This is a genomic window from Mycolicibacterium sp. XJ870 (assembly GCF_053483975.1).
In genome coordinates this window covers 207,964-228,424 of record NZ_JBEFTI010000007.1, presented here as the reverse complement: position 1 = coordinate 228,424, position 20,461 = coordinate 207,964, and the positions used below count along the sequence as shown (strand labels likewise).

The 20,461-nt window shown below is 66.2% G+C and carries 24 protein-coding genes and 4 tRNA genes; 19 read left to right on the top strand and 9 right to left on the bottom strand.

The window, feature by feature from the left end:
• Positions 1-92 precede the first annotated feature (92 nt).
• A complete protein-coding gene (locus tag ABQF30_RS23420; protein WP_448468263.1) occupies positions 93-518 on the top strand; it encodes a hypothetical protein in 426 nt (141 codons plus the stop codon).
• 115 nt (positions 519-633) lie between these two features.
• Positions 634-1,074, top strand: coding sequence for a hypothetical protein (locus ABQF30_RS23415; protein WP_448468261.1), 441 nt, complete (start codon positions 634-636; stop codon positions 1,072-1,074).
• Here ABQF30_RS23415 and ABQF30_RS23410 read toward each other — a convergent pair whose 3' ends face one another.
• Positions 1,075-1,659 carry a TetR/AcrR family transcriptional regulator gene (locus ABQF30_RS23410; protein ID WP_448468259.1) on the bottom strand — a complete coding sequence of 195 codons (585 nt, stop codon included), beginning with the start codon at positions 1,657-1,659 and terminating at the stop codon, positions 1,075-1,077.
• 80 nt (positions 1,660-1,739) lie between these two features.
• On the opposite strand from ABQF30_RS23410, the gene ABQF30_RS23405 reads away from it, so the two are divergent.
• Positions 1,740-2,747 carry an oxygenase MpaB family protein gene (locus tag ABQF30_RS23405; protein ID WP_448468257.1) on the top strand — a complete coding sequence of 336 codons (1,008 nt, stop codon included), beginning with the start codon at positions 1,740-1,742 and terminating at the stop codon, positions 2,745-2,747.
• A 289-nt stretch (positions 2,748-3,036) separates the two neighbouring features.
• Entirely contained in the window at positions 3,037-3,159 is a 123-nt protein-coding gene (locus tag ABQF30_RS23400; protein WP_448468255.1) for a hypothetical protein, read from the top strand.
• Here ABQF30_RS23400 and ABQF30_RS23395 read toward each other — a convergent pair.
• On the bottom strand, positions 3,156-3,512 hold the full coding sequence (locus ABQF30_RS23395) for a DUF732 domain-containing protein (RefSeq protein WP_448468254.1): 357 nt from the start codon (positions 3,510-3,512) through the stop codon (positions 3,156-3,158). The genes ABQF30_RS23400 and ABQF30_RS23395 overlap by 4 nt on opposite strands.
• Positions 3,513-3,589: 77 nt before the next feature.
• Positions 3,590-3,662: transfer RNA gene (locus ABQF30_RS23390), tRNA-Lys, on the bottom strand.
• Between the two features lie 155 nt (positions 3,663-3,817).
• Between ABQF30_RS23390 and ABQF30_RS23385 the strand changes: the two genes are divergently transcribed.
• From ABQF30_RS23385 to ABQF30_RS23375, 3 genes are all read left to right on the top strand, one after another.
• Positions 3,818-3,890: transfer RNA gene (locus ABQF30_RS23385), tRNA-Glu, on the top strand.
• A 32-nt stretch (positions 3,891-3,922) separates the two neighbouring features.
• A tRNA-Asp gene (locus tag ABQF30_RS23380) sits at positions 3,923-3,999 on the top strand.
• Positions 4,000-4,040: 41 nt separating this feature from the next.
• Positions 4,041-4,114, top strand: a tRNA-Phe gene (locus tag ABQF30_RS23375).
• Positions 4,115-4,263: 149 nt separating this feature from the next.
• Here ABQF30_RS23375 and ABQF30_RS23370 read toward each other — a convergent pair.
• Positions 4,264-4,581, bottom strand: coding sequence for a hypothetical protein (locus ABQF30_RS23370; protein ID WP_448468252.1), 318 nt, complete (start codon positions 4,579-4,581; stop codon positions 4,264-4,266).
• Between the two features lie 97 nt (positions 4,582-4,678).
• Positions 4,679-4,873 carry a hypothetical protein gene (locus tag ABQF30_RS23365; RefSeq protein ID WP_448468250.1) on the bottom strand — a complete coding sequence of 65 codons (195 nt, stop codon included), beginning with the start codon at positions 4,871-4,873 and terminating at the stop codon, positions 4,679-4,681.
• Between the two features lie 736 nt (positions 4,874-5,609).
• Between ABQF30_RS23365 and ABQF30_RS23360 the strand changes: the two genes are divergently transcribed.
• On the top strand, positions 5,610-6,176 hold the full coding sequence (locus ABQF30_RS23360) for a YdcF family protein (protein WP_448468248.1): 567 nt from the start codon (positions 5,610-5,612) through the stop codon (positions 6,174-6,176).
• A gap of 21 nt (positions 6,177-6,197) precedes the next feature.
• Entirely contained in the window at positions 6,198-6,797 is a 600-nt protein-coding gene (locus ABQF30_RS23355; protein WP_448468246.1) for a TetR/AcrR family transcriptional regulator, read from the top strand.
• Between the two features lie 3 nt (positions 6,798-6,800).
• Here the strand turns inward: ABQF30_RS23355 and ABQF30_RS23350 are convergent, their stop codons facing one another.
• Positions 6,801-7,277, bottom strand: a complete 477-nt coding sequence (locus ABQF30_RS23350) for a DUF2834 domain-containing protein (RefSeq protein ID WP_448468244.1) — start codon at positions 7,275-7,277, stop codon at positions 6,801-6,803.
• A 79-nt stretch (positions 7,278-7,356) separates the two neighbouring features.
• On the opposite strand from ABQF30_RS23350, the gene ABQF30_RS23345 reads away from it, so the two are divergent.
• Positions 7,357-7,962, top strand: a complete 606-nt coding sequence (locus ABQF30_RS23345; RefSeq protein WP_448468242.1) for a TetR/AcrR family transcriptional regulator — start codon at positions 7,357-7,359, stop codon at positions 7,960-7,962.
• A gap of 63 nt (positions 7,963-8,025) precedes the next feature.
• Entirely contained in the window at positions 8,026-9,585 is a 1,560-nt protein-coding gene (locus ABQF30_RS23340) for a phytoene desaturase family protein (protein WP_448468240.1), read from the top strand.
• Here the strand turns inward: ABQF30_RS23340 and ABQF30_RS23335 are convergent.
• Positions 9,582-9,929, bottom strand: coding sequence for a UBP-type zinc finger domain-containing protein (locus ABQF30_RS23335; protein WP_448468238.1), 348 nt, complete (start codon positions 9,927-9,929; stop codon positions 9,582-9,584). The genes ABQF30_RS23340 and ABQF30_RS23335 overlap by 4 nt on opposite strands.
• Before the next feature lie 32 nt (positions 9,930-9,961).
• Here ABQF30_RS23335 and ABQF30_RS23330 point away from each other — a divergent pair, with 32 nt between their 5' ends.
• Positions 9,962-10,402 carry an SRPBCC family protein gene (locus ABQF30_RS23330; RefSeq protein ID WP_448468236.1) on the top strand — a complete coding sequence of 147 codons (441 nt, stop codon included), beginning with the start codon at positions 9,962-9,964 and terminating at the stop codon, positions 10,400-10,402.
• On the opposite strand, the gene ABQF30_RS23325 is transcribed toward ABQF30_RS23330, so the two are convergent.
• Entirely contained in the window at positions 10,399-12,066 is a 1,668-nt protein-coding gene (locus ABQF30_RS23325; protein ID WP_448468234.1) for an alpha-keto acid decarboxylase family protein, read from the bottom strand. The genes ABQF30_RS23330 and ABQF30_RS23325 overlap by 4 nt on opposite strands.
• Positions 12,067-12,083: 17 nt before the next feature.
• Here ABQF30_RS23325 and ABQF30_RS23320 point away from each other — a divergent pair, with 17 nt between their 5' ends.
• From ABQF30_RS23320 to ABQF30_RS23300, 5 genes are read left to right on the top strand one after another with little or no spacing between them, the layout of a single operon-like run.
• Positions 12,084-13,163 carry a CaiB/BaiF CoA transferase family protein gene (locus tag ABQF30_RS23320; protein WP_448468232.1) on the top strand — a complete coding sequence of 360 codons (1,080 nt, stop codon included), beginning with the start codon at positions 12,084-12,086 and terminating at the stop codon, positions 13,161-13,163.
• Between the two features lie 50 nt (positions 13,164-13,213).
• Positions 13,214-14,119 (top strand): universal stress protein, encoded by a 906-nt coding sequence (locus ABQF30_RS23315; RefSeq protein WP_448468230.1) that lies wholly within the window; start codon positions 13,214-13,216, stop codon positions 14,117-14,119.
• Positions 14,112-14,987 carry a universal stress protein gene (locus ABQF30_RS23310; RefSeq protein ID WP_448468228.1) on the top strand — a complete coding sequence of 292 codons (876 nt, stop codon included), beginning with the start codon at positions 14,112-14,114 and terminating at the stop codon, positions 14,985-14,987. The genes ABQF30_RS23315 and ABQF30_RS23310 overlap by 8 nt, the downstream gene beginning before the upstream one ends.
• A gap of 49 nt (positions 14,988-15,036) precedes the next feature.
• Positions 15,037-15,474 carry an SRPBCC family protein gene (locus ABQF30_RS23305; protein ID WP_448468226.1) on the top strand — a complete coding sequence of 146 codons (438 nt, stop codon included), beginning with the start codon at positions 15,037-15,039 and terminating at the stop codon, positions 15,472-15,474.
• Positions 15,475-15,503: 29 nt separating this feature from the next.
• Complete coding sequence (locus tag ABQF30_RS23300) at positions 15,504-16,421, top strand: LLM class F420-dependent oxidoreductase (protein ID WP_448468224.1); 918 nt, start codon at positions 15,504-15,506, stop codon at positions 16,419-16,421.
• A gap of 19 nt (positions 16,422-16,440) precedes the next feature.
• Here ABQF30_RS23300 and ABQF30_RS23295 read toward each other — a convergent pair whose 3' ends face one another.
• Positions 16,441-17,613, bottom strand: a complete 1,173-nt coding sequence (locus tag ABQF30_RS23295) for a pyridoxal phosphate-dependent aminotransferase (RefSeq protein WP_448468222.1) — start codon at positions 17,611-17,613, stop codon at positions 16,441-16,443.
• A gap of 102 nt (positions 17,614-17,715) precedes the next feature.
• Here ABQF30_RS23295 and ABQF30_RS23290 point away from each other — a divergent pair, with 102 nt between their 5' ends.
• Entirely contained in the window at positions 17,716-18,864 is a 1,149-nt protein-coding gene (locus ABQF30_RS23290; protein WP_448468220.1) for an alkene reductase, read from the top strand.
• A 384-nt stretch (positions 18,865-19,248) separates the two neighbouring features.
• Positions 19,249-20,460 (top strand): acetyl-CoA C-acetyltransferase, encoded by a 1,212-nt coding sequence (locus ABQF30_RS23285; protein ID WP_448468218.1) that lies wholly within the window; start codon positions 19,249-19,251, stop codon positions 20,458-20,460.
• Position 20,461 lies beyond the last annotated feature (1 nt).

The window sequence follows — 20,461 nt, the reverse complement described above, 5'->3', positions numbered from 1 at the left end:
TGCGCAACCGCTTTTCATGCGATTCGCTCGGTAATCTCCTCGCGGACTGCCGTTGGTGCAGTGCTTGGACGACCATGAGGAGTCGGGCGCAGATGAAGAAGCTTGTCGTTGCCGGGGCTGGAGCAGCCATCGCTGGTGCCGCCGCACTGTTCGGAGCGGGGGTCGCTGCTGCCGCGCCGGACGTCGTGGGCCAGACGTACGAAGACGCCGCGTCCGCAATAGAGGACGACGGCGCTGAGGCGAAGGTTGCCGTCACGGTCGGCAGCAAGTTGTCGCAGGACGAGTGCGTGGTCACCAATGCCTGGGACGCGCCGTTTGTGCGGGATGCCGGTGACGAGTACACCCACGCCGAGGACGAGGTGATGGTCGCGCTCAACTGCGACGGCGGTTATGCCTCGGCCACCAACCCGGGCGCGTCGCTGGCAAGCCCGGCCGGCCGGGAAGCCAAGGCCGCCGCCGACGAGGCCGCCGAAGCCGAGGAAGCCGAACTCGCCGAGGCCAGCACCCCAGACGAGTAGGATTTGGCTAGCTCCTAGAGCCGCGACGTCGTCGTGGTCGTGGGGCGACTCAGCGAACGGCGTCGGCGCCCCACTTTCCGGGAGAGATCTCACCGGATGGGGAAGGTCGAGCCAAATGAAGACCGTCAGAGTGCTCGGAAGTGTCGTTGGCGCGTCAGCTGCGGGATGTGCGCTCGCAGTGTGGGGCGCTGGAGCTGCGGCGGCAGCCCCGGACGTCGTCGGTCAGCCATATGCCGACGCGGCCACCGCAATCGAGGACGAGGGAGCCACTCCGGAGGTTGCGGTGACCGTCGGTGGCCGGTTGCCCAAGGACGAGTGCATCGTCACCAACGCCTGGGATTCGCGGCCTCTTGTGCCGATGACCGACGACGTCTACTGGGAGTTCACCGAGGACGTGGTCAAGGTTGCGCTGAACTGCACGGGTGACTACGCGACGGCGACGAACCCGGGTGCGTCGGTGGCGAGCCCGCTGGGCCGGGAGGCCAAGGCCGCCGCGGACGAAGCCGCGGCTGCCGAGGAAGAAGAGCTTGCCGAGGTCAGCACGCCCGACGAGTAGTCAGAAGCTCGGAACCCGCCCGAGCAGCATGTCGACGCAGTAGTCGATGAACTGTTCCCGACTGGCCGGCAGCCGGTCGTTGAGGTAGGCGGTGAACAGCGCTGTCAGCGCGCCGATCAGACTCGTCGCCACCATGGCTTGGCGCACCGGGTCGGCGATCCGGGTCAGTTTGCGCTGCAGCAGGTCGATGAAGGTCGGCATCCACTCGGCCCCCGACCGCGTCAGCACCGGTTCGGACTCGGGTGCCAGCAGCAGCACCCGGCCCCTGGCGGGATCGTCGACCATCAGCGCGACAAATCGTTCGACCGCCTCGCGGGGGGTGATCGCTGAGGTGAGGGCCGTCATCGCCCTGGCGCACACGTCGTCGTACACCGCGCGCACGAACCCGTCGCGGTCGCTGAAACTCTCGTAGAAGTATCGTTCGGTCAACTCGGCCTCCCGGCAAACCGCACGAACCGTCAGTGCCGGGCCGTGTGCATCGCCGAGCAATTTGACCCCGGCGGCGATCAGTTCGTCGCGGCGCAGGGCCGTGCGCTCCCGCAGGGGAACGCCGGACCATCGGCCGGGTCGTTGACCGGACGCCACATGTACTCCTAAGCTTGTGTGACAACGTGCGTAGTCAAAATTCGGACAGGCTACCGTTTTTGCCGGCAGAAAGTGCACCCGTGACACAAGATACTTCTGAGACGTGCCCCGTGACCAGCGGATCCGCCGCTCTTGCGGCGGGTTGCCCCGCGGCTCCCGGTGGATACGAGGCGCTGCCGGAGGTGCTTGGGCCGGATTCGCTCACCTGGCGGATCTTCGGGGACTGGCGCGGTCTGCTGCAGGGGCCGTGGGCCGGCTCGATGCAGAACATGCATCCGCAACTGGGTGCGGCCGTCGAGCAGCACTCCATTTTCTTCCGGGAGCGCATTCCGCGGTTGCTGCGCTCGCTGTACCCGATCGGCGGGGTGGTGTTCGACGGCGACCGCGCCCCCAGGACCGGCGCGCAGGTGCGCGACTACCACATCGGCATCAAAGGCGTCGACGATCAGGGCCGCCGGTACAGCGCGCTGAACCCCGACGTCTTCTACTGGGCGCATTCCACCTTCTTCATGGGCACCATCCTCACCGCCGAGCGCTTCGGCGGCGGGCTCACCGAGGATCAGAAGCGCCAGCTCTTCGACGAGCACGTCACCTGGTACCGCCAGTACGGAATGAGCATGCGCCCCGTGCCCAAGACGTGGGAGGAATTCCAGGTTTACTGGGACCACATGTGCCGCAATGTGCTTGAGAACAATTACGCGGCCCGTGAAGTGCTCGACCTTTCGACCATGCCCAAACATCCTTCACTGCAATGGATTCCGGATCCGCTGTGGAAGCTCAACCTGAAAGTGCTGGGGCCCTTCGCGGTTTGGGTGACAGTCGGTCTCTACGACCCGGCGGTGCGCGAGTTGATGGGCTATACCTGGTCGGATCGCGACGAGAAGCTGCACCGGCTGTTCGGCAAGCTGGTGCACTACACGTTCAAGATGGTGCCCGTGCGCCGGCGTATGCACCCGCGCGCCCGGGCAGGCTGGGACCGGGCGAAGGGCCGGCTTTCGGCCAATGCCCCACTGCCCGAGACGCCGGCGCGCAATCTTCCGCCGCTGGATGCCCGTGGTAGCTCAATGCACTATTGCCCTGACGTCTGAGTGTTGTTGCACCGCAAGTGAGTTGAAGGCCGTACTGTTCAACGGCTGTACTTGTGGCCGCTGATGAGGCAAGATTGGGCGGGTGGTGCGAATGAAAATTCGCCGGGGGGCCGTTCTCCGCACTACTCGGTCAATCGGTATTGGTGTTGCCACGGTGTTGGGCGCCGGGGCTATCGCTTTGAGCGCGGTTACCGCGTCGGCGCGTCCGGTGTACCTGCCCCAGGCCGGGAGTCCCTATCTCGATCCGGTCGTGGGAAGTCTTGTACTCCAAGGTATTTGGGATCCGCGCGTGGAATTCGTGCCGGAGTTCGCCAGCGACCTGTTCGATGCCGCCCGCACCGGCATCGACAACGCGCTGGGGGCGTTGGGATCGCCGCCGGAAATCCGGATCCCGGCCACTCCGGGCGGCTAACGCCCGACGATGGAGCTGTACTGCGGGCAGTAGACGCTGACCGCGCCCCAGACCAGGTTGGCGGCCTGCCCCTTGTCGATGCCAGCCTGAGACCTCAACTGGTTCATGATGCCCCGCACTGTCCGCGCGGGTTCGATCTTGCCTTTGTCGACGGCGTCGCAGACCCCACGCCCGACGGTGGCGGCCTCCTCCGGCGACTTCGTGGGGATGCCCAGTTCCTTCACGATCGCGAAGAACCGGTCGTCCTCGGGGGAGGCGTGCGCGGGCGCGATACTCACGGTCATGGCGGCACTCAGGGCGCATGCACTGAGCGCGGTGGCGATGGTCCGTGTAGTCAGGCGCCGGGAGAACATCGTGACTCCTTCGTTCAACTAACCAAAACCCCCGCACACACGATAACGGGGCGCGGCCGGTTGGCGCGCAGTAACGGTGCCCCCACTAGGACTCGAACCTAGGACCTGCGGATTAAAAGTCCGTAGCTCTACCAACTGAGCTATAGGGGCGCGGTGAAACAGAATACTTGGTGGCGGTGACGCTGTGCGCGGCCACCGGCATAGGGCCTGCGACCATTGGGTTTGAGGATTTCGGCCTTTGTACCCTAAGCTATCGAAGCTCCCAACGACACAGCGTTGTGAGTACCTCCGGAGCGATTCGGCTGGCCCCCTTCGTCTAGCGGCCTAGGACGCCGCCCTTTCAAGGCGGTAGCGCGGGTTCGAATCCCGTAGGGGGTACGCGCGGCGTATGTTGAGAGCCGCACAAGCAAGGCCCTGTGGCGCAGTTGGTTAGCGCGCCGCCCTGTCACGGCGGAGGTCGCGGGTTCGAGTCCCGTCAGGGTCGCCATTACGGCGAGGCATTTCGGTTCGCAAGAGCCGAGGCCTTCCGGCCAGGTAGCTCAGTTGGTACGAGCGTCCGCCTGAAAAGCGGAAGGTCGCCGGTTCGATCCCGGCCCTGGCCACAAGAAAACCACCTGGTAGCGGGTGGTTTTTCGCGTTTCTGGGGCGCTTCTTTCTTGCCCGTCGTGGCTCGAGTGTGCGTACGTCCGCAGCGTGAAGCCGGGATCGTGGTGTCGCCGCGCGGCGTAACCCCCAGACCACCGCGACGCAGTCAGATCAGGCCGGACACGTGGAGGGTCGCGACGAGGTCCAGGATGTGTAGGAGCCCGATGATCCCCAGCACCGCACCGGCGATGATGAGCCAGGTTCCGCCGGACCGCGGGGCCGGTGCGTGATTTTCGTCGGAGGCCGCCGGCCCGGCCGAACGGAGCAGGCGACGGTCATCGTCACGGTTCCAGCGAGTGCGGTCGATGCGGCGGCGAACACCGATCACGATCAACGCCACACCTACGACTGTGAACAGGGCCGCCCGGACCGCAGGCCCGATCCATGACGCGCCAACACCTTGGGCGACCACATACTCAACCATCAACCGTTCCCCTCATCAGCACTGTGCACGTCTCGCCCCTGTGACGTTCTTGAGTGACGCGTGTGCTGTACGGGCATCTGCGTCGGGGAGAAGCAGGTCAGCATGCGCCGTGGTCGTCGTCAAAGTCTTCGACGTCTTTAAACGGCGGGCGCGGCTTGCGCATCACCAATACCGCCCAGATCACTCCACCGATCAACGCCGCGACGACCCCGAAGAAGAGCAGCTGTCCCGCCATGTAGGCCACCGTCATGCCCCCTCGGACCAGCTCAGTGCGGCACTTCGTCGAAGACATTGGCGCTCAGCGTGCTTCCGCCTGATCACTGCGGAGCCAGGAAGTCGGCGGCCTGGTTCTTCACGGCGGTGATCTTCGAACGTCCGGCGCCATGAGGGTCGACGCTACCAACGAGGGATGACAAACGTTCGCCCTTGGGCAGCTACCTCACACGTCTCCCGCGTCCATATCCCTGCCGTTCCACGAGCGGGCGACTCCTTGAAGTTCGACGCGGCGCGCACCCCTGTCGGATCGGCGAGGGTAACGGCGCTTGGGCCAGTGGCACATCCAGCACGAGCACCAGTTCCGGCCGGTATAGGTCCAGTCCCATTGGCAGCGCCCGGGACTGGTGGTCCAGCCGGCTTCGAGATCGGGAAGCGAGCAGAGCGCCGGATCTCCACCACAAAGGTGCACTGCGTGGTGGGCGACTTCGCCGCGGAGCATGCGGACGGCGAACGGAGCGTGAGGTATGCGATCGCGGCGACAGGCAGGTGCTGAGGAAGATCGCGCCGCCGCGCGCCTACGCTCACCGTGGTGACCGACCCGAGGGACCGGACAACCACGGAGGGTCGATACCTGCTCGCACAGCTCTGGCTCGCTGGCCGGCAGGGTGTCCGAGACGGCTACCTGACCTGATGCATGCCGCCGAGGGCGCGTCCCCGCCGGCGCAACCCCGACGTCACATTGGTCAACTCCGTAACATCGCCCTCATCGACAACGACAATCACAAGTGTCACAGTCGTTCGGGGGTGAGATCATGCGTCGGGTACTAGGAGCAGCCGTCCTTGCCATGGCCCTCGCGTGTAGCGCAATCGCTCCGACGGCCGCCCACGCCGCACCGCCGGTCGCCACCAAAGACTTCTCCAAGCCGGCCATCGTGATCCTGGGTTACGGACTCAAGCCCGACGGTTCGATGCGCACGATCCTGTACCACCGCGTGCTCACCGGGTTGGTGATCGCCCAAACGTTCCCGCAGTCGCCCATCATCGTCACCGGCGGCAATCCGCAGAACGGCCAGACTGAGGCCGGGGCGATGCGGAACATGCTTCTCCTGCTCGGCTTTCCGGCCAACCGGATCATCGTCGAGAACAGAGCCAACAGCACCGTCCAGAACGCCCAGTTCTCGGTCCCGCTGGCCAAGAAGGCCGGCACCTCGGGCATCATCCTGGTGACCTCGTCGACGCATCAGGGCCGCGCCGACCAGAACTTCGCCGACGCGGGTGGCAACATTCTGGCCACCGTGAGCTTCCCCGACGGCAATCCTTCGGTGAACATCGCCCAGTTCGTGCGGGACGTGCTGAGCCCGTTGACCCCGGTGGGCTGACACGTACCAGGGCAGCCCGAGATGAACAGTGCCGCTGCGGCTGTTGAGGCCGACAAGAGCGCCTTCCGGTCGCGTCTGCTCGACGCGCTGGAGGCGTCCATCGTCGAGGACGGCTATCACAAGACGACGGTCGCCGACATCGTGCGACGAGCTCGCACGTCCCGGCGGACCTTCTACGAACATTTCGTCAGCCGTGAAGAGTGTTTTGTTGCCCTGCTGACGGCGGCCAACGCCGAACAGGTACGGCAGATCTCGGCGGCAGTCGACCCGCATGAGCCGTGGCGCGGTCAGGTCCGTCAAGCGGTCGAGGCATGGATCGCCTCCGGCGAATCCCGGCCCGAGTTGATGCTCAGCTGGATCCGCGATGTGCCGTCGCTAGGAACGGCGGCGCGCGCCTTGCAGCGCGATGCGATGGAGAACTTCATCGCCATGGTTCAGGCGATCAGCGACACCGACGAATTCCACGCCGCAGGCGTCGAGGTGTCCCGTCAGCGCGTCATCATGCTGCTCGGCGGTCTACGCGAACTCACCGCCATCACCGTCGAGAGCGGCGGCCGGATGAGCGACATCACCGAGGAGGCGGTCGACGCCTCCATCGCGCTGTTGGAGCCTCGAGGCTGAGGCTCAGCCGACCGGCAACCCTGCTTGCGAGTGACGGCGTTGCCGTTCGATGGTCGCGAAGTAGAAGGCGAACGCGAACGCGAAGCTGGTGAACAGGCTCGACACGAAGAACAGCCATGGATGCCGGATACCCCGGCGTAGCCCGTCGGCGATCGTGAACAGCGGTAGCAGAATGACATTCGCGATCGTGTAGTCGGCGCTGGCCGAGCTTGCCGCGGGGTTGGTGTAGCCCAGTTGGATGAACTCGGTCCAACTGCCCGGACCCCAGATCGGGTTGCCGCCCGCCACGGCGTACTGCGCCACAAATTGTGAGTTGAAGTACCAGCACAGCGGGATCGAGGCGATCCCGACGGCGTAGAACGCCAGCTCCATCTTGGAGAACTGCGGTCCCGGCGGACGGGAGAAGATCCGCGGATTCAAGCGGACCACGAGTGCAACGACGGCGATGCCCAGTACGGCGTGAACGATGAGAGACACCATTGCGTGAGCACACCCGCTGGCCGATGTTTTGTCAATGTTGACATTTCTGCGCCATTCTCCGTGCGGTACCTTGGGCCGCATGGCCAGGCCGGCGCAAACCGCGCGCAGTGAGCGCACTCGCGAGGCGCTGCGGCAGGCCGCGCTCGTGCGCTTTCTCGCCCAGGGCGTGGAGGACACCTCGGCTGAACAGATCGCCACGGACGCCGGGGTGTCGCTGCGCACCTTCTACCGGCACTTCGCCTCGAAGCACGATCTGCTGTTCGCCGACTACGACGCCGGGCTGCACTGGTTCCGCGCGGCGCTCGCCGAACGACCGCCCGGCGAATCGATCCTCGACTCCGTTCAGTCGGCGATCCTGGCGTTTCCGTACGACGTCGACGCCGTAACCAAGATCGCTGCGATGCGCGCTTCCGACCTCGACCCCGGTCGGATCGTGCGCCACATTCGCCAGGTCGAGACTGATTTCGCAGAGGCTGTCGCGGACCATCTCGCGCGGCGTGAGCCGTCGGTGCCCGCGGGCGATGACCGGTTGCGTATCGCGGTGACGGCCCGCTGTGTGGCGGCGTCGGTGTTCGGCGCCATGGAGGTGTGGATGATCGGCAACGCGGCAGGCGAGCGGTCGTTGCCGGAACTGGCGCGCTTGTGCCGGACTGCGTTGGAATTGCTGCGTTCCGGTGTGCGCTGACCAACGGTTGTCCAATCTTTTGTCATCATTGACAAAACATTGAGTGCGTGCCAGCCTCAGCCGATGGCGGATTACGACGCGATCGTCATCGGGGCCGGCCACAACGGCCTGACCGCCGCCGCATTGCTGCAACGTGCCGGTCTACGCACTCTGTGCTTGGAGGCCAAGCGATACGCCGGCGGGATGGCCTCGACCGTCGAACTGTTCGAGGGCTACCGGTTCGAGATCGCCGGGTCACTGCAGTTTCCGACCTCAGCGGTGGTCAGCCGGGAACTCGGCCTCGACGATCTGCCGACCATCGACCTTGAAGTCATGTCGGTCTCGTTGCGCGGCATCGGTGACCCTCCGGTGGTGTACTACTCCGACCCGATGAAGATGCTCACCCACCTCGGCGAGGTGCACGGCGCCGACGCGGTCACCGGCATGGCCGGGCTGATCGCGTGGAGCCAGGCGCCCACCCGTGCGCTCGGCCGGTTCGACGCCAACCGACCGCCTCGCTCGATCGACGAGATGTATGCCTGTGCCACAACCGAAGCCGAGCGCGCAGCGATCAGTGATCTTCTGTTCGGCTCGGTCAGCGATCTGCTGGATCGCTACCTACCCGACCGCGAGAAGCACGGTGCACTGCGCGGGATGCTGGCCTTCCTGGCGGTCAACACCACCTACCTGGGCCCCGAAACACCCGGTAGCGCAGCCGCACTCGCGTTCGGGCTGGCCGTACCCGACGAGAACGCCGTGCTGATGAAGAAGCTGGCGGGCGGGATCGGCGCACTCACAGACCATCTGCACCAACTCCTGGTCGGCAGTGGCGGCGAGCTGCGGCTGCGCAGCGCAGTCGAGCGGATCCTGGTCGAGGACGGCGGCGTGACGGGGGTGCGACTGGCCGACGGCGTGACGGTCACGGCGCCCATCGTGGTGTCGGCGGTCGCGCCCGATCTCACGGTCACCGAGCTCATCGACGCCGAGGTGCTGCCGGCCGAGCTCCGGGACCGGTTCGGCCGCATCGACCATCGCGGCAGTTACCTGCAGATGCACTTCGCCCTGGACGGGGCACCAACCTTCAAGGCGCCCTACGAACTGCTCAATGATCCGGAAATGCAGGCTGCCATCGGCATTTTCAGCACGCCGGAGGATCTGCAGCAGCAGTGGCAGGACTCCAGACGCGGCATCGTCCCCGCCGATCCCGCCATCGCATTCCAGATTCCCTCGGCGCATGATGCGACACTCGCGCCGGAGGGCAAGCACGCCGCGTCGGCCTTCTCACTGTGGTTCCCGGTCGAGGAATATGCGTCGGGCTACGGTGAGATGAAAGCGGAGATGGGCAGGCGCGTCATCGAGAAGATCAGCAGGATCGCACCGGATTTCGAGCGACGCATCATCCGGCACACCACCTTCACCCCGCGGCACATGGCTACCATGTTCGGCGCCCCCGGCGGCGATTACTGCCACGGGCTCATCCATCCCGCGCAGATGGGGCCGAACCGACCCGGGCCCAAAGGCTATGTCGACCAACCGATTCCCGTACGCGGCTTGTATCTGGGTAGCGCCGGCTGTCACGGCGGTCCTGGCATCACGTTCATTCCCGGCTACAACGCCGCCCAAGCGGCGCTGGCCGACCGCTAGCGGCGGCGCAATTGTGCGGCCCAGTCGGCGGGTACCCGCCCCCGCGGGCCGGGCACCGGCTGGTCTCTCGGATGGTGTTGTGGCGGCGCCAGCTCGGGCCCGGCGTAGTAGGAGTTGGTGTCGAAGTTCCAGAACCAATCCTCGCCCGGTTCAAACGAGCGAATGATCGGATGACCCGACTCGCGCCAGTGCGCGGAGGCGTGACGCCCAGGCGAGTCGTCGCAGCAGCCGATGTGTCCGCAGGCCGCGCACCGGCGCAGGTGTACCCACCAGCCATCCTGCGCGTCGCATTCCACGCAGCCGGCTCCGCTCGGCCGCGCCGCGGGATCGACGGCATCGCTCATGACGCCGAGCCTAGCCCGAGTAATCTCGCCCCATGGCAACCAGCGATTCCCGGGAAGTAGTCATCGAAGCGACTCCGCAGGAGATCATCGACGTGATCGCCGATGTCGAGGCGACGCCCAGCTGGTCGCCGCAGTACCAGCGCGCCGAGATCCTCGACACCTACGACGACGGCAGGCCGCGCCAGGTGAAGATGACGGTCAAGGCCGCGGGCCTCACCGATGAGCAGGTAATCGAATACACCTGGAGCGACAACAAGGTCAGCTGGACGCTGGTCAGTGCAGGCCAGCTCAAGGCGCAGGACGCCAGCTACACACTGACTCCCGACGGCGACAAGACGAAGGTCAAATTCGACCTCACAATCGACCTGTCAGTTCCGCTGCCCGGCTTCATCCTCAAGCGGACCATGAAGGGCGGCATGGAGACCGCCACGGATGGCCTGCGCAAGCAGGTGCTGAAGGTCAAGAAGGGTTAGCCGGCGTTGGCAGCTGCCGCTGACTGTGCCAACTCGGTCAGCAGCGGCGGAATGTCCATGCGGCCCAGCAGCGCCTCGATCAGCACCATGCGGTCCTGCGCGACCGTCGCGGCGGCCAGTGCGTCGTCGAGCTCGCCGTAGGTACTGACCCGGAAGGTCATCGCGTCCGGCACACCCAATGCACCGGGCAGTTCGGTCCAGCGCCATCCGGAGATGTCGTTGTATTCGGCTGTCACGCCGTGAATGGCGCGTTCCACGGTGTAGCCGTCGTTGTTGACCACGACCACAACCGGGGCCAGCCCTTCGCGGCCGAAGGCGCCCAGCTCCTGCACGGTCAGCTGTGCGGCGCCGTCACCGATCAACAGCACGGTGCGGCGACCGCGGTCGGCCAGCCCGGCCCCGAGTGCGGCGGGCAACGTGTAGCCGATCGAGCCCCACAGCGGCTGGCCGATGAACGTCACACCGGAAGCCAGCCGGTGCCCGGCCATCCCGTAGAACGACGTGCCCTGGTCGGCCAGCACTACGTTGCCCGGCGTCAACGCCTCGGAAACCCTGTCCCACAGAGTTTTCTGGGTGAGGGCCGAATCGCGGGCAGGTGGTTCGGCACGTTCCGGTGCAGGCAGCGGAGGCAGTGCCGGTGACGTCACTCCGCGTGCGGTCAAGATCGCGGTGACCGCCTCGAGGGCGGCAGCCATGTCCAGCGGTGCGTATACCTGCCCGGCGACCACGCTCTGGTTGACGCCGATGTCGATGGTGCGGGCCGGGTCGATGCGCTGGCTGAAGAATCCGCTGACCATATCGGTGAACAGCACTCCCGCGGTCACCAGAACCGGCGCGTCCTCGATCACCTCACGCACTGAATTCTCGCTGGCCGCACCGGCATAGATGCCGAGGAAGTTGGGCGAGCTCTCGTCCACCAGGCTCTTGCCCCACATGAGGGTGGCATGCGGAACGGTGTCCGCGGTCAGCAGAGCATTGAGCTCGTCGACACAGCCCAAGCGGTGCACCAGGAAGTCTGCGAGCACCGTCAACCGGTGATCGGCGATGAGCCGCGTGGCCGCCTCGGAGAACAGCGACAGTGCCCGCGGGCTGGTGCCGCCGGTGTAGCGGGGCAGCGGCGCGGTGGGCGGTTCGGTGGGGAAGCGGGCTACGTCGGTGGCGATCATCAGATAGCCCGGCCGCTTTTGTTCACGCACCTCCGAGAGCACCCGGTCGATCTCACGGGTAGCTGTCGCGGGCGCTAAATTCGATTGAGCACAGGTGATTTCGCGGCTCATCCGGAGGAAGTGCTCGAAGTCGCCGTCCCCGAGGGTGTGGTGCACGATGCGCCGTGAGGCCTGGGAGTCCTTCGACGGTGCACCGACGATGTGCACCACCGGAACGTGTTCGGCGAAACTGCCCGCGATCGCGTTGGCCGCGGACAACTCGCCGACGCCGAACGTGGTTACCAGGGCGGCCATGCCCCGCAACCGGCCGTAGCCGTCGGCCGCGTAGCCGGCGTTGAGCTCGTTGGCGCCGCCGATCCAGCGGAGCGTCGGATGGGCCAGGATGTGGTCGAGGAATTCCAGCTGGTAGTCGCCGGGGACGCCAAAGATCTCGGTCACCCCGAGTTCGGCAAGGCGGTCCAACAGGTAGTCACCGACCGTGTAGCCGTTTTCGGTCATCGGACTAGTGTGCCCCCATGAGCAACACCGGACCCCTGACCGGGGTGAGAGTCGTCGAACTCGGTGGCATCGGCCCAGGCCCGCACGCCGCGATGATGCTGTCCGACTTGGGTGCCGACGTGGTCCGGGTACGCCGTCCGGGTGGGCTGACCATGCCGGCCGAGAACGTCGACCTGCTGCACCGCGGCAAGCGCATCGTCGACCTCGACGTGAAGGCCGAACCGGGCAAACTGCTCGGGCTCGTCGCCAAGGCCGACGTGCTGCTGGACTGCTTCCGTCCCGGCACCTGCGAACGGCTGGGCATCGGACCAGAGCAGTGCGAGGCGGTCAATCCGCGACTGATCTTCGCGCGTATCACCGGCTGGGGTCAGGACGGCCCGCTGGCCACCACCGCCGGCCACGACATCAACTACCTCTCACAGACGGGCGCGCTGAGCGCGATCGGTTATCGGGACCGTCCTCCGGTAGCGCCGCTGAACCTGGTCGCCGATTTCGGTGGCGGGTCGATGCTCGTGGTGATCGGTATCGTCACCGCGCTGTACGAGCGGGAAAAGTCCGGTAGGGGCCAGGTGATCGACGCCGCGATGGTCGACGGCGTGAGCATGCTGGCGCAGATGATGTGGACCATGCGGACCACCGGAGCGTTGCAGGATCAGCGGGAGTCTTTCCTACTCGACGGCGGCGCGCCGTATTACCGCACCTATGAAACCTCCGACGGCAAGTACATGGCCGTCGGTGCGATCGAGCCGCAGTTCTTCGCGCAGTTGGTGGCAGGGCTGGGCCTGGGCGCCGACGAGATTCCCGGGCAGTTCGAGTTGGCCCGCTACGACGAAATGCGAAAGGTGTTCACCGAGCGGTTCAAGACGAAGACCCGCGACGAGTGGACAGAGATCTTCGCCGGCACCGACGCGTGCGTGACGCCTGTGCTCACTTGGGGCGAGGCCGCCGAGAACGAACATCTGCGGGCCCGGTCGACGCTCGTCGACATCGCGGGCGTCGACCAGGCCGCACCCGCACCGCGCTTCTCCCGTACCCCCGCCGCAACCCCGGGTACGCCGCCACAGGCCAGCACTGACATCGACGACATCGGCTGGTAGTACGGCCTGCGACCATTGCCGGGATCTCCAAGTGCGACGAGCATGGGGTTATGGCTTCCTCGACGGGATCGGTTGTAGTTGGAATCGACGGCAGTGACAGCGCGCTCAGGGCGGCTCGCTGGGCGGGCGCGGTCGCCGAAAGGTTCGGCGCGCCACTGCAGATCCTGCATGCGTTGCCGATGATCGGGCGCAACCTGACGCAATCCGCCGGGGCGATGGTCGCGGCGATGATGGCCTATCAGCGCGATAGCGCCGAGATCTTTCTCAAGGCCGCAGCCGACGCGGTGAGTGCCGACCGCGCCGGGTTGACGATCACCACGGCCTCATCGAACGAACCCGCCGACGAAGCGCTCATCGCGGCCAGTGCGCAGGCGCGCCTCGTCGTCCTCGGCGGCAAGACGGTTACCCCGACCGCGGCACTGCTGCTGGGCTCGACCTCCCTGGCGGTGGCAACCCATGCGGCGTGCCCGGTGGTCGCGTTCCGCGGTGACCGGGTTGCGCCTGGTGCGGGTCCGATCGTCGTCGGTGTCGACGACAGCCCGGCCGCGGAAACCGCGCTGGCAGCGGCGTTCGACCTGGCCGACCGGCTCGGGTCGCCGCTCCGGGCGGTGCGGTCGCTGTCGTTCGTCGTACCCGCGGAGACAGGCGTGACCATGCCGTTCATGATCGACTGGGCAGGATTGGAAGCCGCGGAACTCGCGGAGTTGACCGAGGCCGTCGACACGCAGAACCAGCGTCATCCCGGCGTCGCCGCGACGTGCTTCGTCGAACCGGTCTCGCCCGGCAAAGCACTGATGCGCCACGCCGACGAAGCAGAGTTGGTGGTCGTCGGAACCCGCGGCCGCAATGCGCTGGCCGGGATCTTGCTCGGCTCGACCACCCTGAACATGTTGCACCACAGTGCGATTCCCGTCATGGTGTGCCGGGCACCGGCCGATGGAGGTTCGCGTGACTGAACATGATGCCCGGCATGGCATCGTCGTCGGTGTCGACGGATCATCCGCATCCGACGCCGCGATCCGTTGGGCCGCACACGATGCCGCACTTCGGCGTGTTCCGATCACGATCGTCTACGCACAGGGCGCGGCGTTCTCAGGTGTATGGCTGGATGTCCCGTTGTCGGAGGACTATTGGCGGTTGCAGGAGCAATACGGCAAGCAAGTGCTCCAAGCCGCCCGTCGGGTCGTGCAGGAAACGACAGGGCCGCTGACCATCTCCGAAAAGTTGGCCTCGGGGCACGCAGTCGGCGCCCTGATCGATTGTTCGCGTACAGCCGAGTTGGTTGTCGTCGGATCCCGCGGCCTCGGAAAATGGAGCAGGCGCCTTCTCGGATCGGTGAGTTCCAGCCTGGTCTTACATGCGCACGGCCCGGTCGCGGTCGTCCACCAGACCGAGGGTGGCATCTCGCCGACCGCGCCTGTGGTCGTCGGTCTCGACGGCTCACCGGCTTCCGAGTTGGCCACCGAGATCGCGTTCGATGAAGCGTCGCGCCGCCGTGTGGAACTCGTTGTGGTGCACACGTGGAACGACCTCGACGATGAGTTCCCCGACGTCGAATGGGCAGACCTCAAACCTCGCGAAGACCGCATACTCTCCGAACAGCTGGCGGGATGGGCGGAGCGGTACCCGGATGTCGCGGTGCGCCGCGTGCTCATGAGGGACCGGCCGGCGCGGCAATTGCTGGCACAGGCGGAATCCGCGCAGCTGGTGGTCGTCGGCAGTCGCGGGCGAGGTGGGTTCACCGGGATGCTGCTTGGCTCGGTGAGCTCCGAGGTGGTCCATTCCGCTCGGATACCGGTCATCGTCGCCCGCCGATCCACCTGATCACGCCAAAGCGCTGATTGCCGGCGGCCAGCCCTCTACATTTGCCGGCATGGCCGTTCAAGCGTCCAGAGAAGTGGTTTTCGACGCTCCGCCGGAGGCGATCATGAAGGTGCTCGCCGATGTCGAAGCACTGCCCACGTGGTCGTCGGTACACCGGCACGTCGAGGTCATCGACCGCTATCCAGACGGCCGGCCACACCGTGTGAAGGCGACGATGCGGTTGCTGGGTATCACCGACAAGGAGTTACTCGAATACCACTGGGGCGAGCACTGGATGGTCTGGGACGCCGAACCCAACCTGCAGCAGCGGGGACAGCATGTCGAGTACAACCTCACGCCCGAAATCGACAAGACCCGTGTGCGCTTCGACATCACCGTCGACCTCGTGATGCCCATACCCGAATTTCTGATCAAGCGCGCCAAGAAGATCGTGCTCGATGTCGCCACCGAGCGGTTGCGGCAACGTGTCATGGGCATCGCGGAATAGTTCGTCGGACCCGGCTGGTTGGTGCGGGTATGCCGACCGGAGTAGTCCTCACCCTCAATCCAACCGCGACGAACGCCGTGGACGACGCAATTTCCCAGGCACGCCGCGCATTTGACGCCGGAGTTCGCCAGATCTGGCTGGCTCAGCAATTCGACGTCGACGCGATCGCGCTGGCTGGACTGATCGGGGCTGCGGTGCCCGGTCTGGGTGTCGGCACGTCGGTGGTGCCGATCAATCCGCGCCACCCGCTGCTGATCGCGTCGGCGGCGCAGACCGCGCAAGCCGCCGCGCACGGCAACTTCAGCCTGGGCCTCGGTCTGGGGTCACACGCCCCGGAACACCGTGCGTTTGGCACCGTGTGGCCAAACCCGGTGGGCCGGCTGCGTGAGCATCTGCAGGTGCTGCGAGCCATCTTCGACGACGGCGAGGTCAACTACCGCGGCAGCGAATTCACCGCCGCACCCGAATGGCCGGTGCACGTGGCCGGCGGTACCCCCGTCCCGGTGTACGTAGCGGCGATGGGCCCCAAAGCTTTGCAGGTGACCGGCGAACTCGCCGACGGCACAATGCCGTACCTGGCCGGTCCGCGCACTGTGGGCGAATTCATCGTGCCGACGATCAACGAGGCCGCCGCCTCAGCAGGCCGGCGGCAGCCGCGCATCGTCGCCATGGTGCCCGCCCTGGTGTCCGACGACCTCACCGCAGCGCGGGAGATTGCCGCGCACCGGCTGGCGTTCTACGAAACCATCCCGTCCTATCAGAAGGTCATTGCCCGCGAACAGGTCTCGAGCGTGACCGAGCTGGCTGCCGTGGGATCTGCGGCACAGGTGCGCAAGCAGCTGCAGCTTTACCTCGATGCCGGGGCCACCGAGGTGGCGTTGAGCCCGATCCGCACCGAACCCGCTGATCTCGAAGCGCTTTGGGCTGTGGCCGCCGACCTGCGATGAGATCGCGCAGTGTTGCGTGTCAACGCGACTTCAGCACCTCAAGTCGTCGAATCGCTTCGTCGAGGGTGTCGTCTCGCTTGCAGAAGGTAAAGCGCACCAAGTGATTCCACAGGTCGGCATGTGAGGCGTCGGCATCGCAGAAAGCCGACATCGGGATCGCCGCCACCCCAGCCTTGTGGGGGAGCTCGGCGCAGAACGCGGCACTGTGGTCGTACCCGAGCGGCCGCGGATCGGCGCACAGGAAGTAGGTGCCGTGGCTGTCGTGCACCTCGAACCCGAGGTCGGCAAGTGCCGAGCCGAGCCGATCGCGCCTGGCCTGGAACGTCTCCCGTAGATCGCCCACCCAGCCGTCCTCGTTGTTCAGCGCATGCGCCACCGCAGGCTGGAACGGAGCCCCGCCGACATAGGTCACGTACTGCTTGGCGGCCCGAACCCCGGCGATCAGTTCGGGCGCCCCGCAGGCCCAGCCGATCTTCCAGCCCGTGACGTTGAACATCTTGGCCGCACTGGAGATGGTGACGGTGCGTCCGGCCATGCCCGGGTAGCGAGCCAGCGGCAGGTGCCGGTAGCCGTCGAAGATCAGTTGTTCGTAGACCTCGTCGGTGATCACCAGCAGGTCGTGCTCGACGGCTAGCGCGGCGATCGCCTGCAGTTCCGCATCGGAGGCCACCGCACCGGTCGGATTGTGCGGGGAGTTGAGGATCAGCGCCTTCGTCTGTGGATTGACAGCCTCACGGAGTCCTTGCAAATCGATCGCGAATCCGCGGCCGTCGGGTACCAGCGGAACGGAGCGGCGGACGCACCCGGCCATCGCGATCACGGGCGAGTAGGAGTCGTAGAACGGCTCGATCACCAGAACCTCGGAGCCCGGTTCGACCAGACCGATGAGCGACGCGGCGATCGCCTCGGTGGCCCCGACCGTCACCAACACCTCGGTGTCGGGGTCGTAGTCGATGCCGTAGTGGCGTTTGCGTTGGCCCGCGATCGCTTGTCGCAGTTCCGCGATGCCCAGCCCCGGCGGGTACTGGTTCACGCCCTCGGCGATGGAGTTCTGCGCCACTTTGAGCATTGCGGCCGGGCCGTCCTCGTCGGGGAAACCCTGCCCGAGATTCACGGCGCCAAGGCGCGTGGCCAGTGCAGACATCTCCGCGAACACCGTGACGGCGTAGGGCTGCAGCCTTCTGACAGTCATGGACGTCGAGGGTAGGCGTGGGTCCGCGTCGAGAGCGCAGTGAGATCGCGAAATCGGCGAATACGCGATCTGGACGCACGCTCGGCGAGCTGGACGCAGGGAATGAACCGAACGCTCCGGGCGCTTAGTGCGAACGTGACTCTCCAGACTTTCCGACTGAACACCGACGCCGCACTGCTGAAGCCCATCCAGGTGGGTGACACCGCCGCGACGAACCGTCTGTTCATGGCGCCTCTGACACGGTCGCGCGCCGACGCCGACGGCACCCCCTCGTCGTTGGCCGCGCAGTATTACTCCGAGCGCGCAGCCGCGGGAATCATCATCAGCGAGGCCACTGCCGTCGCCGAGACGGCCAATGGCGCCTACATGAACACCCCGGGCATCTACACCCAGCGCCATCAGGACGGGTGGGCCGAGATCGCCGACGCTGTGCACGCAGCCGGCGGCAAGATGTTCATGCAGCTGTGGCACGTCGGCCGGATGGCGCATCCCGAGATCAGCGGGGTCGAATCGGTCGCCCCGTCGGCGATCGCGGCCGATCTGCTCACGCACACGCCCGCCGGCAAGATGGCGCTGGAGACACCGCGCCCACTGCGCACTGACGAGCTGCCGGGGATCGTCGAGCAGTTCCGTGCCGCCGCGCGTCGGGCCATCGACGCAGGGATGGACGGGGTGGAGATCCACGCCGCCAACGGCTACTTGCTGCACCAGTTCCAGTCCGATGTGGTCAATCAGCGCACCGATGCCTACGGCGGGTCGCCGGAGAATCGGGCTCGCTTGACCGCAGAGGTCGTCGAAGCCGTCGTCGCCGAGATCGGCGCCGGGCGGGTCGGGCTGCGCATCTCACCCGAAAACCCGGCCGGGGACATGCGTGAACAGGACGCCGTGAGCACCTACGAGGCGCTGCTGAACCGCATCGCGCCGCGGGACATCGCCTATTTGCACGTTCTCATCGACCCTGCCGCCAGCGTCTTCGGGGTGATCCGCGCGCTGTGGTCTTCGACGTTCGTGCTGAACTCCGGCCGTGACATCGGCACCGACTTCGGTCAGCTGGAGAGCTACGCGCAATGGGGCGCGATCAGTGCAGCCGCGGTGGGCCGAGCCTACCTGGCCAACCCGGACCTCATCGACCGCTTGGTGCTCGGAGCCGAACTCAACGAGCCCGACGCCTCGACGTTCTACGCGCCAGGCCCGGTCGGCTACATCGACTACCCGACGTTGAGCGAAATCGCTGAGCCCAAGTCGGCGTAGCCGGCGGCGCCAGTAACGCAGCGGCGGGGAACCTGCCAGATTTCCGCCACAGCGTTACTGGCGTGAGGTCCCCGCTTTGGCGATCCGGTTGGCACTCGACAGCACATGCACGTACGTAGCGCTATGGCGATTTTCGGGCCGTTTTTCCGCCACAGCGCGACGCACGCGAAGCCCACCCCTTGGGGCCGGCCGAGCACGTTGGTGACCGGTTCCCCAAGGCGGCAATGTGCCAACCCACCCACAACCGCGCGCGAAGCTGCAGAAGCCGCTCGCCAATCTCCCGACCAACAGGTTGATCGACGGTCCTGTTACTCTCCGGTAAGGGGCCTGCCCGCATGATGGGCGGACCCACCACCAAACCTGAACAGGACCTGGAGCAGAAACATGTCCGAAGAAGCCTTCATCTACGAGGCGATCCGTACCCCGCGCGGCAAACAGCGCAACGGCTCGCTCAACGAGGTCAAGCCCGTCAACCTGGTCGTTGGCCTGATCAACGAAATGCGGATCCGCTTCCCTAATCTCGACGAAACGCTGATCAGCGACGTCATCCTGGGCGTCGTCTCACCGGTCGGCGACCAGGGCGGCGACATCGCCCGGACCGCCGCCCTGGTGGCCAAGCTGCCCGAGACCACCGGCGGGTTCCAGCTCAACCGCTTCTGCGCCTCGGGCCTGGAAGCAGTCAACCTGGCCGCGCAGAAGGTGCGGTCCGGCTGGGACGACCTGGTGCTGGCGGGCGGTGTGGAGTCGATGAGCCGCGTCCCGATGGGTTCCGACGGCGGCGCCTGGGCGTCTGACCCGGAGACCAACTACCGCATCGGTTTCGTGCCGCAGGGCATCGGCGCCGACCTGATCGCCACCATCGAGGGCTTCTCCCGCGAGGATGTCGACGCCTACGCGGCACGCTCGCAGGAGCGCGCCGCCGCGGCATGGTCGGGTGGCTACTTCGCCAAGTCGGTGGTCCCGGTCAAGGATCAGAACGGTCTGGTCATCCTGGACAACGACGAGCACATGCGTCCCGGCTCGACGGTGGAGAGCTTGGGCAAGCTCAAGACCGCGTTCGACGGCATCGGTGCGATGGGCGGCTTCGACGACGTGGCGCTGCAGAAGTACCACTACGTCGAGAAGATCAACCATGTTCACACCGGCGGTAACAGCTCGGGCATCGTCGACGGCGCCGGCCTGCTGATGATCGGTAGCGAAGCGGCGGGCAAGTCCCAGGGGCTGACCCCGCGGGCGCGCATCGTGGCCACCGCCACCAGCGGCGCCGATCCGGTCATCATGCTGACCGGCCCGACCCCGGCCACCCAGAAGGTGCTGGACCGCGCCGGCCTGACGGTCGACGACATCGACCTGTTCGAGCTGAACGAGGCGTTCGCCTCGGTGGTGCTGAAGTTCCAGAAGGACCTCAACATTCCCGACGAGAAGCTCAACGTCAACGGTGGCGCCATCGCGATGGGCCACCCGCTGGGCGCCACCGGCGCCATGATCACCGGAACCATGGTCGACGAGCTCGAGCGCCGCGGCGCCCGTCGTGCCCTTGTCACGCTGTGCATCGGCGGCGGCATGGGTGTGGCCACCATCATCGAGAGGGTTTAAG

Coding starts and splice junctions, on each gene's coding strand:
- ABQF30_RS23315 (WP_448468230.1), top strand. CDS start 13,214: ATGGCTTCCTCGACGGGATCGGTTGTAGTTGGAATCGACGGCAGTGAC.
- ABQF30_RS23370 (WP_448468252.1), bottom strand. CDS start 4,581: ATGGTTGAGTATGTGGTCGCCCAAGGTGTTGGCGCGTCATGGATCGGG.
- ABQF30_RS23305 (WP_448468226.1), top strand. CDS start 15,037: ATGGCCGTTCAAGCGTCCAGAGAAGTGGTTTTCGACGCTCCGCCGGAG.
- ABQF30_RS23300 (WP_448468224.1), top strand. CDS start 15,504: ATGCCGACCGGAGTAGTCCTCACCCTCAATCCAACCGCGACGAACGCC.
- ABQF30_RS23395 (WP_448468254.1), bottom strand. CDS start 3,512: ATGTTCTCCCGGCGCCTGACTACACGGACCATCGCCACCGCGCTCAGT.
- ABQF30_RS23290 (WP_448468220.1), top strand. CDS start 17,716: ATGAACCGAACGCTCCGGGCGCTTAGTGCGAACGTGACTCTCCAGACT.
- ABQF30_RS23360 (WP_448468248.1), top strand. CDS start 5,610: ATGCGTCGGGTACTAGGAGCAGCCGTCCTTGCCATGGCCCTCGCGTGT.
- ABQF30_RS23415 (WP_448468261.1), top strand. CDS start 634: ATGAAGACCGTCAGAGTGCTCGGAAGTGTCGTTGGCGCGTCAGCTGCG.
- ABQF30_RS23325 (WP_448468234.1), bottom strand. CDS start 12,066: ATGACCGAAAACGGCTACACGGTCGGTGACTACCTGTTGGACCGCCTT.
- ABQF30_RS23355 (WP_448468246.1), top strand. CDS start 6,198: ATGAACAGTGCCGCTGCGGCTGTTGAGGCCGACAAGAGCGCCTTCCGG.
- ABQF30_RS23340 (WP_448468240.1), top strand. CDS start 8,026: ATGGCGGATTACGACGCGATCGTCATCGGGGCCGGCCACAACGGCCTG.
- ABQF30_RS23350 (WP_448468244.1), bottom strand. CDS start 7,277: ATGGTGTCTCTCATCGTTCACGCCGTACTGGGCATCGCCGTCGTTGCA.
- ABQF30_RS23365 (WP_448468250.1), bottom strand. CDS start 4,873: ATGTCTTCGACGAAGTGCCGCACTGAGCTGGTCCGAGGGGGCATGACG.
- ABQF30_RS23345 (WP_448468242.1), top strand. CDS start 7,357: ATGGCCAGGCCGGCGCAAACCGCGCGCAGTGAGCGCACTCGCGAGGCG.
- ABQF30_RS23420 (WP_448468263.1), top strand. CDS start 93: ATGAAGAAGCTTGTCGTTGCCGGGGCTGGAGCAGCCATCGCTGGTGCC.
- ABQF30_RS23330 (WP_448468236.1), top strand. CDS start 9,962: ATGGCAACCAGCGATTCCCGGGAAGTAGTCATCGAAGCGACTCCGCAG.
- ABQF30_RS23295 (WP_448468222.1), bottom strand. CDS start 17,613: ATGACTGTCAGAAGGCTGCAGCCCTACGCCGTCACGGTGTTCGCGGAG.
- ABQF30_RS23285 (WP_448468218.1), top strand. CDS start 19,249: ATGTCCGAAGAAGCCTTCATCTACGAGGCGATCCGTACCCCGCGCGGC.
- ABQF30_RS23335 (WP_448468238.1), bottom strand. CDS start 9,929: ATGAGCGATGCCGTCGATCCCGCGGCGCGGCCGAGCGGAGCCGGCTGC.
- ABQF30_RS23320 (WP_448468232.1), top strand. CDS start 12,084: ATGAGCAACACCGGACCCCTGACCGGGGTGAGAGTCGTCGAACTCGGT.